At 39.1% G+C, this 12,894-nt stretch carries 11 protein-coding genes; 9 read left to right on the top strand and 2 right to left on the bottom strand.

All coding sequences use genetic code 11. The features are described from left to right. Nucleotides 1-146 precede the first annotated feature (146 nt). From LDB17_RS11075 to LDB17_RS11035, 9 genes are all read left to right on the top strand, one after another. Nucleotides 147-2,135 carry a urocanate hydratase gene (locus tag LDB17_RS11075; protein ID WP_006841512.1) on the top strand — a complete coding sequence of 663 codons (1,989 nt, stop codon included), beginning with the start codon at nt 147-149 and terminating at the stop codon, nt 2,133-2,135. Further along, nucleotides 2,135-2,947, top strand: coding sequence for a hypothetical protein (locus LDB17_RS11070; RefSeq protein WP_252637102.1), 813 nt, complete (start codon nt 2,135-2,137; stop codon nt 2,945-2,947). Before LDB17_RS11075 ends, LDB17_RS11070 begins: the two co-directional genes overlap by 1 nt. Nucleotides 2,948-2,958: 11 nt before the next feature. Continuing rightward, nucleotides 2,959-3,465, top strand: coding sequence for a hypothetical protein (locus LDB17_RS11065; RefSeq protein ID WP_135106648.1), 507 nt, complete (start codon nt 2,959-2,961; stop codon nt 3,463-3,465). 13 nt (nt 3,466-3,478) lie between these two features. After that, a complete protein-coding gene (gene ftcD, locus LDB17_RS11060; protein ID WP_252637100.1) occupies nt 3,479-4,381 on the top strand; it encodes a glutamate formimidoyltransferase in 903 nt (300 codons plus the stop codon). 94 nt (nt 4,382-4,475) lie between these two features. After that, a complete protein-coding gene (hutI, locus tag LDB17_RS11055) occupies nt 4,476-5,723 on the top strand; it encodes an imidazolonepropionase (protein WP_252637098.1) in 1,248 nt (415 codons plus the stop codon). Nucleotides 5,724-6,024: 301 nt separating this feature from the next. Beyond that, a complete protein-coding gene (locus tag LDB17_RS11050; protein ID WP_252637096.1) occupies nt 6,025-6,555 on the top strand; it encodes a transglycosylase domain-containing protein in 531 nt (176 codons plus the stop codon). Between the two features lie 19 nt (nt 6,556-6,574). Further along, nucleotides 6,575-7,198, top strand: coding sequence for a cyclodeaminase/cyclohydrolase family protein (locus tag LDB17_RS11045; RefSeq protein ID WP_252637094.1), 624 nt, complete (start codon nt 6,575-6,577; stop codon nt 7,196-7,198). A gap of 4 nt (nt 7,199-7,202) precedes the next feature. After that, nucleotides 7,203-8,705, top strand: a complete 1,503-nt coding sequence (gene hutH, locus LDB17_RS11040) for a histidine ammonia-lyase (RefSeq protein ID WP_252637092.1) — start codon at nt 7,203-7,205, stop codon at nt 8,703-8,705. A gap of 191 nt (nt 8,706-8,896) precedes the next feature. Beyond that, nucleotides 8,897-10,030 (top strand): acyltransferase family protein, encoded by a 1,134-nt coding sequence (locus LDB17_RS11035; protein WP_252637090.1) that lies wholly within the window; start codon nt 8,897-8,899, stop codon nt 10,028-10,030. 56 nt (nt 10,031-10,086) lie between these two features. On the opposite strand, the gene LDB17_RS11030 is transcribed toward LDB17_RS11035, so the two are convergent. After that, nucleotides 10,087-11,313, bottom strand: coding sequence for a TlpA disulfide reductase family protein (locus tag LDB17_RS11030; RefSeq protein ID WP_252637088.1), 1,227 nt, complete (start codon nt 11,311-11,313; stop codon nt 10,087-10,089). A 37-nt stretch (nt 11,314-11,350) separates the two neighbouring features. Continuing rightward, nucleotides 11,351-12,889, bottom strand: coding sequence for a SusD/RagB family nutrient-binding outer membrane lipoprotein (locus tag LDB17_RS11025; RefSeq protein ID WP_252637086.1), 1,539 nt, complete (start codon nt 12,887-12,889; stop codon nt 11,351-11,353). Nucleotides 12,890-12,894 lie beyond the last annotated feature (5 nt).

Genomic DNA, 12,894 nt, shown 5'->3' with positions numbered 1-12,894 from the left:
AGAATATTCAGACCTATTCGATTTTCACTGTTTAACTTACAAACATTGATATTTTGTCGTAAAACATATTGAGAAATATACTCAATATATTTTAGGATAAAAATATAAATCTTATCTTCGAGAGATGTAACCAAGAATCAAACATCATGGACATCAGACTTGATAATAGATTACCCGAATATCCGTCTTTTGTTGAAGGGATACGCCGTGCACCCGATAGGGGCTTTAGGCTCAGTGCTGCTAAGACAATAACAGCACTTAAAAATGCTTTGCGATATATTCCCGTCGAATTACATGAAACCTTAGCTCCTGAGTTTCTCAAAGAGCTCAAAACCCGGGGACGCATCTATGGATACCGTTTCCGTCCACAGGGAGACATCTTCCCGAAGTCTATCGACCAATATAAAGGAAACTGTATTGAAGGAAAAGCCTTTCAAGTAATGATAGATAACAACCTTTGCTTCGATATCGCATTATATCCGTACGAGTTGGTTACGTATGGCGAAACAGGGCAAGTTTGTCAAAACTGGATGCAATATCAATTGATTAAAAAGTATCTTGAAGTACTTACAAGGGATCAGACCTTAGTTATTGAGTCCGGACATCCTCTTGGTCTATTCAAATCGAAGCCTGATGCTCCGCGAGTCATTATCACAAATTCCATGATGGTGGGCATGTTCGACAATCAGGCTGATTGGGAAATTGCCGCACAGATGGGTGTTGCCAACTATGGGCAAATGACAGCCGGAGGATGGATGTACATAGGACCACAAGGTATAGTACATGGCACATTCAATACATTACTAAATGCCGGACGCAAAAAATTAGGCATTCCTCAAGATAAGAACCTGGGAGGCTATCTGTTTGTTTCATCAGGGTTGGGAGGCATGAGTGGAGCACAACCCAAGGCTGCTGATATAGCGGGTGCTGTTTCTATTGTAGCTGAAGTAGATCTCTCTCGTATCGAAACACGTTTCAGACAAGGATGGGTACATCATATAATATCCGAAGCAAAAGAAGCTTTTGATATGGCTAAACAAGCTCAAAAAAATAAAAAGCCTTGTTCCATAGCTTATCATGGCAATATTATTGATTTGCTGGAGTATGCAGAAAAAAATCAAATTCACATAGACCTACTTTCAGATCAGACCTCCTGTCATGCAGTATACGAAGGCGGCTATTGCCCTGTTGGGATATCATTTGAAGAGAGGACAAGATTATTAAAAGAAGATAGGCAAACATTTCACAAGCGAGTAAACGATTCTCTTAAACGTCATTTTGAAGTTATCCGCAAACTAGTTGCTAAAGGTATATATTTCTTCGATTATGGTAATTCTTTCATGAAAGCAATATACGACTCGGGTATAAAAGAAATATCTAAAAATGGCATCGACGAAAAAGATGGCTTTATCTGGCCTTCGTATGTGGAAGACATCATGGGACCCGAATTGTTCGATTATGGATATGGACCTTTCCGTTGGGTTTGCCTCAGCGGAAAGCACGAAGACCTCATCAAAACAGACCATGCAGCAATGGAATGTATCGATCCTACACGAAGAGGACAAGATAAAGACAATTACGAATGGATTCGCGAAGCTGAAAAAAATCAACTGGTAGTTGGTACACAGGCACGTATCTTATATCAAGATGCTCTAGGAAGAATGAATATTGCTTTGCGTTTCAATAAACTGGTTAGAGATGGAGAAGTCGGCCCGATAATGTTAGGACGCGATCATCATGATGTAAGCGGTACAGATTCTCCATTTCGGGAAACAGCAAATATAAAAGATGGCAGCAATGTAATGGCAGACATGGCTGTACAATGTTTTGCCGGAAATGCAGCAAGGGGAATGAGCCTCGTTGCGCTTCACAATGGTGGAGGCGTTGGCATTAGCAAAGCCATTAACGGAGGATTTGGATTAGTTTGCGATGGTAGTGAACGAATTGACGAAATTATACGTTCATCTATGTTGTGGGACGTGATGGGTGGAGTAGCACGCCGTTCGTGGGCACGAAACGAACATGCAATCGAAACTTGCGAGTCTTTTAATGAGACTCACAATGATGGTTATCATATCACAATACCCTATATTGCAGACGAAGAATTAGTAAAGAATATTATAGAAAATAATTAATGAAGAAACTTATCACAATTATACTTCTGCTTTTATCAGCTAATGTTTTTAGTCAGAATATAGACCTAAAAAAGATAGCCGAGCAAATTACAGAAGAAGGAAAATACCTTTACCGGCTCGAAATAACAGCATGGCATGGGACAGATATTTTTACAAAAAGCTTCAAAGAGAAAGAGCGGATCGGTGGATATTTCTCCTATATTGATAATGGAACTGCAAAGTGTTTGTTCTTTTCAAGAAGCGCAAACCCAAAAGTAATCGGAGTCGTTTCGTTCGGAGATATTAAATTAGTAGAAACAGCAACTATAGACTTCAAGGAACGAGACTTCAGGGAAGATGAAAAGCTGCTGTTTACTATACGGCAAAAAGCTTTAGCCGAAATACAGGAAGACAGCGTCCTATTCAAGACATATAGCAATACAAGCTTCAATCTTATCCCCTATATCCGCAACGGAGAAAAGAGAGTATATGTATTAACCGCTCCAAAGGTTACCGGAGTAATGCTCTTCGGAAACGATTATCTGCTAACGTTTGACGAACAAAACAATGTGAAAGAGAAAAAAGAAATTCACAGAAATCTAATTCCTATCGACTTTGACGGAGGAAAAGATGCCGTAGTCTCTGTTCACTCTCATGCTCCTGAAACAGGTGACTTTATTACGCCTACTGATATTTGTACGTTGATGCTTTATGCACAATATGCCGGATGGGACACACATATCGTACTTTCCGACAATTATGTGAGTATATGGGATTGTGATACAGAATCACTTACCTTGGAGACAAGAGCAGATTATGATAAAACGAAATAAGCAGGATATACATGAAAACCATTTTACTTTGCTTGCTTTTCATTTCTATTGGGTGTAAATCTCAAAAGATAGGCTTATCAAAAAGAATTTATGAAGTCCAAAAAGAAATTTGTGGAGATAAAGAGTATTTAAAAGTATTTGAAAAAAATAGAAATGAAGTCTTATGGATACAGAAGATTGAAAGAATGTATAACGATACTGTATATTTAATAGAAGAGCATTACTATAGTGATGAAATTATTCCAATACAACACATGTATCATGCTATGTTTTGGAATAAAAGAGAAGCTAAAATGATATATTCCTATCATAAAAAAGATAAGAAGATAAAAATGTCTATAGAAAAACCTGAAGAAAATGATATTCTATATCATTTAGTAAACAATTGGGATACGATACAAATAAAAAAAAGAGCAATATACGAGAATCCGTTAGGTGGAGATGTCAACACAATTGTTACCCGCATTATAGTTAGTAATAAACAGATAGAAAGTCTTTGCTTTAAAACATTGTTTTAATAAATCGAATATCATGAGTTCAAACAAAATCGTTGAATGCGTACCAAATTTTAGCGAAGGACGCGATCTTGAGAAAGTAGAAAAGATCGTAAATGCTTTCCGTGCCAAGGAAGGAGTTAAGCTGTTAGACTATAGCACCGACAAAGACCACAACCGCATGGTAGTTACTGTAGTAGGCGAACCCAATGCTCTAAAAAAAGCAGTGATAGAAGCTATAGGCATAGCAGTACAAGTAATAGACCTTAACCACCACAAAGGACAACATCCCCGTATGGGAGCTGTCGACGTAGTTCCTTTCATCCCTATCCGCAATGTAAGCATGGAAGAAGCCGTCAACCTCTCGAAAGAAGTAGGACAGGAAGTCGCCGAACGCTATGGATTGCCGGTATTCCTTTACGAAAAAGCAGCATCTGCTCCTCATCGCGAAAATCTGGCTACAATCCGAAAAGGAGAGTTTGAAGGACTGAAAGAAAAGATGACTCTACCCGAATGGAAACCCGATTTTGGTCCCGGTCAGCCACACCCAACAGCCGGAGGTGTTGTTATAGGGGCACGCATGCCGTTGGTAGCATACAATGTAAACCTGAGTACCAACAAGCTCGAGATAGCAGACGCAATAGCAAAGAAAGTACGATTCTTAGGAGGTGGCTTACGCTTCTGTAAGGCTATGGGCGTGGAACTGACAGAAAGAGGAATCGTACAAGTATCGATGAACCTGACAGATTTTACGAAAACAGCGATATACCGTGCTCACGAATTAGTAAGAATAGAAGCAAATCGTTACGGAGTATCTGTAGTAGGAGCGGAAATCATCGGTCTCGTTCCGATGGATGCGCTGATAGATACAGCGGCTTACTATCTGGGGCTTGAAGATTTTTCGACAAAGCAGGTACTGGAAACACATTTGATGGAGTAGACTTTCCTTGTCATTCTGACCAAAGGGAAGAATCTTTTGTCTCAATAGAGTCGAGATGTTTCGTTACACTCAATATGACAATAATGGATAACACATGAAAAAAGGAAACATCATTATAAAAAACGCAGCACAATTAGTTACTTGTTCCGGCTTTTCGGCAAAGAAGGGGAGAGAAATGTCTAACCTGTCGATCATCGAAAACGGATCGGTCATTGTCACAGGGGGTATAATTACATTTGTTGGCAAAAGTGCAAATTGCCCTCCGCTGTCAGATTTTCCCGAACATACAGTCATTGACGCTACAGATAAAGCTGTACTCCCCGGATTTGTGGACTCTCATACACATTTTGTTTTCGGAGGCTATCGTGAAGAAGAATTCTCATGGCGTATGCGTGGCGACAGCTATATGTCTATCATGGAGCGGGGCGGGGGAATACACAATACAATGACAGCAACCCGCAATGCTTCTTTTGAAGAACTGAAAGAGGCCGGACGCAAAAGGCTCGACAAAATGTTCGCTATGGGTGTAACCACTGTAGAAGGTAAGAGCGGTTATGGAATGGATAAGGAGACAGAGCTTAAACAACTGGAAGTGATGAAAGCTCTGGACGAAGAACATCCCGTAGATATCTTAAGCACTTTTATGGGAGCACACGCCACACCACAGGAATATAAAGGCAAAGAAGATGCCTTCTTAGACTACCTGATAAAGGAAGTGATACCTTTAGTAAAGGACAAAAATCTGGCGGAGTGCTGCGACATATTTTGCGAAAAGAATGTATTTGACATACAACAATCACGAAGATACTTAACAGCAGCTAAGAATCTCGGCTTTAAACTAAAAATACATGCAGATGAGATCGTGACACTCGGTGGGGCTGAACTGGCTGTAGAATTAGGTGCATTATCGGCAGACCATCTGCTACAGGCATCAGACAAAGGAATTGCAGATTTAGCAAATAGCAATACTGTTGCGACCTTATTGCCATGCACCGCATTTTCTCTGAAAGAAGATTATGCACGAGGCCGATATATGATAGACTCGGGCTGTGCTGTCGCTTTAGCCACAGACCTCAATCCGGGAAGCAGTTTTACGAATTCCATACCTCTGTTATTTGCTTTGGCATGCATTTATATGCAGCTTTCGCCCGAAGAGGCTGTTACTGCACTCACTATAAACGGGGCGGCAGCTTTGGGAATAGCGGACAAGATTGGTAGTATTGATGTGGGCAAGCAGGGCGATTTAGTGATATTAGAATATCCTTCTTACAAGTTTCTACCTTACCATATAGGAATGAATATTGTAGAAAAAACAATTAAAAATGGAGTTATTTTCAATTAAAAATTAATTTTCAGGTTTAAATTTATCTATTATAGAGTATTTTATATTAAGTTAGAGGGATAAAAAAGTAACAACCTAAAACATCAAGAAACTGTTACTTTTGTTACTTTTTAACAATTAAGCGTTTTACTATGCAGAAACAATAAAATCTATTATAAAACTATCTTGGTTGTTGTTTTAATATATTTTATCATGCTGCCGGTAAGAGACATTCCATATACTAATGGAAAAGGAAATGACAAAAAGAAAGAAAAACATATTGCTAATAATTTTTATCTTTCCGATAACTATCATTATTGGTATGTTATATTTTGTCAAACTGGGTGGATACTTTATTCTAAATAAAGCGGAGACAGGTGTATATATAAATGATATTAAGAATAGTCCCGAGCTGCCAAATAGATTCTATGAGATATACAATATAATCTATCCGGATGCTTTGGATAATAACGCTTGGGAACATCTCTTAAATAAAACGTTAGAGAAAAATGATTCCCCGTGTGCATGTGAGAAAGTGATCTCCATAAGCTGGTATCCCCTACACACAAAGACATCTGAAATAATATTACTCACATCTTTGACAGAAGATTACGCATCACAAAAAGAGTGCTTGAGATACTATGCCTCAAAATTTGTATTCCCTAATAAAATAATAGGAGTGCGGAATGCTGCTGTACAATATTTTCATAAACAAATTTATTTCTTGAGTGATTCAGAGTTTACAGAACTCATATTAATAATGAAAAATCCATTCATTTATAATAAAAAACGCTATCCGAATAGAGTGCGAGCAGACATAAATAATATTCTTAAGAAATTACATAATTCTTAACCTTTTAAATTGTAGTACCATGCTAGTAAACCTATCAGTTAAAGATTTTTTAGCAAAGACAGCAGGAAATGACCCTGTACCCGGAGGAGGTAGCATTGCAGCATTAAATGCAGCAATAGCATCAGCATTGACAGAAATGGTAGCCAATCTTACCATTGGTAAAAAAAAGTATGAAGACAAAGAAGGATTGATGAAAAAAATTGTCGCTATAACAGAAAACTATAGGGCAAGCTTTATGAAAGATATAGATGCCGATTCGGAAGCATATAATAATGTTTTCGCCGCATTCAAACTCCCCAAAGAAACAGACGAAGAAAAAACAGAACGCAACAACCAGATACAGGAAGCAACCAAAATTGCAGCAGAAATACCAATGGAAGTAGCCCGCAAAGCCGTGGACATAATGGATGTTATAGCTCAGGTAGCTGATCAAGGTAATCAGAATGCTATAACGGATGCCTGTGTAGCTATAATGACAGCCCGCACTGCTGCGATAAGTGCTATACTGAATGTAAAAATAAATCTTTCCTCGATCAAAGACATAGAATATGTAGCGCTAATGACACAGGAGGCAAACTACCTGGAGAGCGAAGCCATCATGAAAGAACAGGAGTTATTGAGTAGAGTAAGCAAAATACTATAAGTTTATGAAGAATGTCTATTATATCGGTTCCGGAGAATTGGACTTCGAGATCATTGAACAAATAATCAACAAGAACCTTAAACTAGAATTAGCCGCTGAGGCTAAAGATCGTATACAAAAGTGCAGGGATTATCTGGATCAAAAAATAAAGTCGCAAAAAACACCGATGTATGGCATTACCACAGGTTTCGGTTCGCTCTGCAACAAGAACATATCTCCGGATGAGCTTACACGTTTGCAGGAGAACCTTGTTAAATCGCATGCTTGCAGCGTAGGTGAAGAAATATCTCCTGTTATTGTCAAGCTGATGATGCTTCTCAAAGCTCACGCCTTATCATTGGGGTATAGCGGAGTACAGGTTATTACCGTTCAGCGAATAATCGACTTTTTCAACAACGATATTATCCCGATCGTTTGCGATCGTGGTTCGTTGGGAGCATCAGGCGATTTAGCTCCACTGGCAAATCTATTCTTACCCCTTATTGGTGTCGGTGATGTTTATTATCAGGGACGGAAACGTGAAGCAATGAGCGTTCTCGATGAGTTTGGCTGGAAACCAATCCGCCTGATGAGCAAAGAAGGGCTGGCTCTACTAAATGGAACGCAGTTTATGAGTGCCAATGGTGTCTTCGCCATGTTGAGAGCATTCAAACTATCTAAAAAAGCGGACTTAATAGCTGCCCTTTCACTCGAAGCTTTTGATGGCTGCATCGATCCGTTTTTGGATTGTCTCCACCAGATGCGTCCGCATAAAGGACAAATAGAAACCGCCGATAATTTCAGAAAACTACTTGAGGGAAGTGAGCTTGTCGCCAGGGAAAAAGATCATGTACAAGACCCTTACTCTTTCAGATGTATCCCTCAGGTACATGGAGCAACAAAAGACGCTATAAGATATGTAGCCTCGGTGTTGTTGACAGAGATAAACTCAGTAACGGATAACCCGACCATCTTCCCCGATGAGGATAAAATTATATCGGGAGGAAACTTCCACGGACAACCCCTCGCTATTTCGTACGATTTTTTGGCAATTGCCTTAGCGGAATTAGGAAACATTTCGGAGAGACGTGTGGCTCAGCTGATTATGGGATTGCGCGGACTGCCTGAATTTCTCGTGGCTAATCCGGGTGTAAATTCAGGGTTTATGATACCTCAGTATGCTTCGGCTTCGATGGTTAGCCAGAATAAGATGTATTGTTATGCTGCATCGAGCGACTCTATTGTTTCATCCAATGGGCAAGAAGACCACGTGAGTATGGGTGCCAATGCTGCGATTAAGATATTCAAAGTAATGGATAACTTAAATCATATACTCGCCATCGAATTGATGAATGCGGCTCAGGGAATAGATTTTCGCCGTCCCGCAAAAACATCACCTATACTCGAAAACTTCCTCAAAGAGTATCGCAAAGAAGTAGCCTTCGTAAACGACGATATCGTTATGTATAAGGAAATACACAAGACTGTAGCTTTTCTGAATAGGATATCATTTGAGTTTATGGACTGAGAATTTGTCGTTTAATATAAAACCGATAAAAAATATAGTAAAGTAAATATTTGCATTACAGTACTGTCAAGATCAATAAGTTAAAATAACTTCATTAAAATCTCTTTAGTATGTGATTTTTAATCGGAAAGATTGTCTTATTAAATATAACATATTACAATCTAATATTTGATACTTAATCTTCTCATACTATGCGCAGATATGACATTGACAGTTTACGTGTAATTGCCTTTGCTCTATTGATTTTCTATCATGTGGGAATGTTTTTCGTTCCGTGGAGTTTTCACATAAAAAACTCGGTGATATATGAAGGAACTGTTTTCCCGATGCTTTTTCTCAACCAATGGCGGTTGGCTTTACTCTTTGTAATATCAGGAATGGGAACCTACTATGCTCTGACAAAACGAAGTGCTATCCAGTTTGCGATAGAGCGTCACAAAAGACTCCTAATTCCACTTATCGTAGGTATGATCTTTGTCGTTCCACCGCAAGTTTATTTCGAGCGATTAGACAAAGAGCAGTTTAGCGGCAGCTACTTCGATTTTTGGCCTAAGGAAGCCTTCATCGGATCATATCCCGAAGGAAATATATCGTGGCACCACCTATGGTTTATACTTTACCTACTGATATTCTCTATGGTAATGCTTCCGGCTTTTCTTTATCTGCGTAAGCATCCCGAAGCATGGCTGATAAGAAAACTAAAAACCGTCGTATCAAAAACTTTTGGACTCTATATATTCATCATACCGCTCTTCTTATGGCAGTTATTTTTAGCTCCTTACTTTCCGCAGACAAATGGGCTAATAAATGACTGGTACAATCTTGTTAATTATTGCACATTCTTCTTCTTTGGTTATCTGTTGATTTCATTGAAGGATTCCTTTTGGGATGCAGTAACTAAAAACAGGCTGAAATTTCTGATCAGTGGTGTTATTGGGTTTCCTCTGCTGATGTGTCTTTGGTATGTGATCGGTGATTTTCCCCTCAAGGGTGAGGTGCAAGCTTTGGTCAAGGTTTTTAATGCCTGGTCGTGGATTTTAACGTTGATTGGTTATGCTGCTGTATACCTCAACAAACCAAGTAAAATAGTGACATACGGAAACGAAGCTGTATATCCATTTTATATCCTGCATCAAACAATTATTATTGCTCTGGGATATTATCTGAAGTATGTCGATATAGGTTTCTTTCCTAAATTCTCGATTATGGTGATAGGTACATTTACTATCACATGGGTGATATACGAATTTGGGATAAGACGCTATTCTATCATAAGGCCTTTGTTTGGGATGAAGCCTAAAAATAAGAATAAGGCTGATATATAAAAAAACGGCTAAAGGAGTTCAGATTATCTTCCTTTAGCCGATCTTTTATAGTTTTTTTATTTCTCTGCCAGCAAATCGTCTACTACTTTATTGAAGTCTTGTTTAAACTCCTCATAAAACAGTCCGGTAGCAGGACCATTAAATCCGGTGTGTATCTTTCTTACAATACCTTTCTTATCGATAAAGATAGTAGTAGGATAACCCATTATTTTACTCACCTGTGGAAGAGCCTTAGCGGTAGCATCATCACCCAGCTTGCCTGCAAACAGGATTTCATAATCTACATTATATCGTTTCACCAAGCGCGAGAGCACAGTCTTTACATATTCCGGATCATCTTTACGTTCAAATGCCAACCCGATGATTTCAACGCCTCTCTTACTGTTTTCTTTATACCATGGAGATAGATATTCCATTTCGTCCAAGCAGTTCGGACACCAACTACCAAGGATAGATACAATTACCACCTTGTCTTTGTAACGAGGATCGGATAAAGAGACTTTCTGTCCTTCTACATTAGGGAATGTAAAATTGAGGCGATCCTCTCCTTTCTTCATATAAGCCAAACTATATGGATCCGCAAGAGCAGCTTCGGCATTGCGTTTACCAACAAGTTTTGTTACACCTCGTGTGGTATAGAATTCTCCTGTGAAACTATCATTTCCTTCAAACTTTCCTTTTATCAGATATGGGCTAAGACCCGCAAATGCAGAAAACTGAAAGCCATCGTTTGTCAAAGCTCCTTCGAGATAACGAAGGTCTCCTGCATTGGTCAGAATAGAGCCGGTAAGAATATTTTTATCCTGACTGAAAATTCCTACATTGTGAGCAGTATCTCCTTTTTGTCCTATAAACTGGATATCCCATTTACCGGCAAGGGAAATCTCTGTAGCTTTGTCCGCAGCTTCAAAGCGCGGAGCATCACTTTTTTCTGCCGAGAAAGATACACCCTCATCGTTATCTATAAATAGCTTTTTGAATTTCCCTTCAAATTTACCATTGGCTATTTTACCTGTTAATACAGCATCATAAGCCAATATCGGAATAGTTACGGTATCGTTTGAGTAAACCACACCTTTGAGTGGAACACGCTCTGCCCCGTTTATCAGATACACGGTTGTTGAGTCTGTTGCAGAACCTTCGACGTCAAACAAGAATGGAAATTTCTGATCTGAAATAGAGAATTCACCTCTCCATTTTCCATCTGTCAGCTTATGTTCCGACGCCTTATTACAAGACATTAGTACAAATGCAGCAGCCATCATTATTAAATATTTCTTCATATCTTTATTATGCTTTTGTTTGATGTAAAGCTACAAACTACTTTTTAAACACCCACAATTTTGTTTCTATTTTATCATTACCCTGTGCAGAGAGAGCTTCTTGATAGTTGGCTTTATTCACATTCTGTTCCTTAGTAGGATAGTATAAACGTCCCGGAACACCCCCATCTCCAAACAACGGATCGAAACGATATGTTACTCCTGCGCCATCTATCGTCCCTTGAAATACAACATCTCCTTCTTTTACCAAGAATGAAGGATAGCCTGTACGGCGATATTCACTCCATGACTCAAGACCTTGCATATAAAGAGCGATATACTTTTGTGTCAAAACATTCTCTTTACTAGCAGCAGGAAGAGACTCCAAATAAGTATTCACATTGTCGGCTGAGACTCCCCACTTTTCGAGAGAAGCCCGAACACCTGATGAATAATCAGCCTGAGACCAAGAATTATATTCTGAGACTAGGAACTTTACTTCGGCATATTCCATCAATACCTCAGCATAGTTTGCCGCATTGATAACCGCTCCCGGCAAACTCACTCCTGTTGCTGCGAATTTACCCGCCTGATCGTTTGCTAAGCCATAAGGAAGTCCTACATAAGTATTAGTAGCTGTTGCCGGTAAGGCATATATCGGTAAACGAGGATCTGAAACGGGCAAAATTGCATTCTTCCCTTGAAGCAGATCCACAAAGATATTAGATATCGCAAAGTCTTTCCGGTTGGCTGTAACCGTAGCTCTATATAAAGGAGCTTCGTTAGGAGAAGTAGTAGAATACTTGAATGCTGCATTATCAGCATTACTTGTAAACACACCTTTACTCAATGCATCCTGAAAGTGCTCTTGATACAAAGCCTGATTCTTATCTTTTATACGTGTAGAAAAGCGTAGGCGCAGCGAGTTTGCAAACTTTGCCCACTTCTGATTGCTACCTGCATAAATAATATCGGCCTTGCCAAAAGTTGTTTCCGATTGATATTTGATCAATGTATCTCCGGCTGCTTTCAACTCGCTCAATATGTCCGCATAGATTTTCTCCTGCGATGCATACTTAGGGGTTATATTCTCAGGATTTTGTTGTAGTGCCTGAAAATCTTCATCTTTATTACCGTAAGATTGATAAGGGATATTCCCAAACACATCGGTAAGAGCATAGAATGCGTACGATTTCAATACACGGCTTATCGCTATCTGAGTAGCATTGCGTCCTGCACCATTAGCGGTTGCCACATCTTTTGTTAAAGGATCAGTATTCAACTTTACTACCTCTTCCAGATTATTTAATGTTTTATATAACCCTTTCCAGTAATCATCAGAATAACTGAAAGGAATATCATATCGCGATTGGGTAGTATATGTATTCTGAGAAAAATACTGAACAAACAACATAGAACCTCTCAACGATGCCTGTTCGCTACGGAGATTATCAACCAGCAATTTCTCCGCAGAAGTGATTAAAGAGGTGGTTGGCACTGATGTTGGGCGGTTGGGATCTTCATTTATATCATCAACACAAGAGGACAATAAAATTGAAGCGAATAAGCCTAATATATATAGTTTATTAATTTTCATACAGA

The sequence above is a fragment of the Dysgonomonas sp. Shenzhen-Wh21 genome, from assembly GCF_043392705.1.
Lineage (GTDB): Bacteria > Bacteroidota > Bacteroidia > Bacteroidales > Dysgonomonadaceae > Dysgonomonas.
This window is presented reverse-complemented; position numbering and strand designations above follow the sequence as displayed.

What these genes read in the sequence shown, in the direction of transcription:
- LDB17_RS11075 (WP_006841512.1), top strand. Translation starts at nt 147, where the DNA reads ATGGACATCAGACTTGATAATAGATTACCCGAATATCCGTCTTTTGTT.
- LDB17_RS11070 (WP_252637102.1), top strand. Translation starts at nt 2,135, where the DNA reads ATGAAGAAACTTATCACAATTATACTTCTGCTTTTATCAGCTAATGTT.
- LDB17_RS11065 (WP_135106648.1), top strand. Translation starts at nt 2,959, where the DNA reads ATGAAAACCATTTTACTTTGCTTGCTTTTCATTTCTATTGGGTGTAAA.
- ftcD (WP_252637100.1), top strand. Translation starts at nt 3,479, where the DNA reads ATGAGTTCAAACAAAATCGTTGAATGCGTACCAAATTTTAGCGAAGGA.
- hutI (WP_252637098.1), top strand. Translation starts at nt 4,476, where the DNA reads ATGAAAAAAGGAAACATCATTATAAAAAACGCAGCACAATTAGTTACT.
- LDB17_RS11050 (WP_252637096.1), top strand. Translation starts at nt 6,025, where the DNA reads ATGTTATATTTTGTCAAACTGGGTGGATACTTTATTCTAAATAAAGCG.
- LDB17_RS11045 (WP_252637094.1), top strand. Translation starts at nt 6,575, where the DNA reads ATGCTAGTAAACCTATCAGTTAAAGATTTTTTAGCAAAGACAGCAGGA.
- hutH (WP_252637092.1), top strand. Translation starts at nt 7,203, where the DNA reads ATGAAGAATGTCTATTATATCGGTTCCGGAGAATTGGACTTCGAGATC.
- LDB17_RS11035 (WP_252637090.1), top strand. Translation starts at nt 8,897, where the DNA reads ATGCGCAGATATGACATTGACAGTTTACGTGTAATTGCCTTTGCTCTA.
- LDB17_RS11030 (WP_252637088.1), bottom strand. Translation starts at nt 11,313, where the DNA reads ATGAAGAAATATTTAATAATGATGGCTGCTGCATTTGTACTAATGTCT.
- LDB17_RS11025 (WP_252637086.1), bottom strand. Translation starts at nt 12,889, where the DNA reads ATGAAAATTAATAAACTATATATATTAGGCTTATTCGCTTCAATTTTA.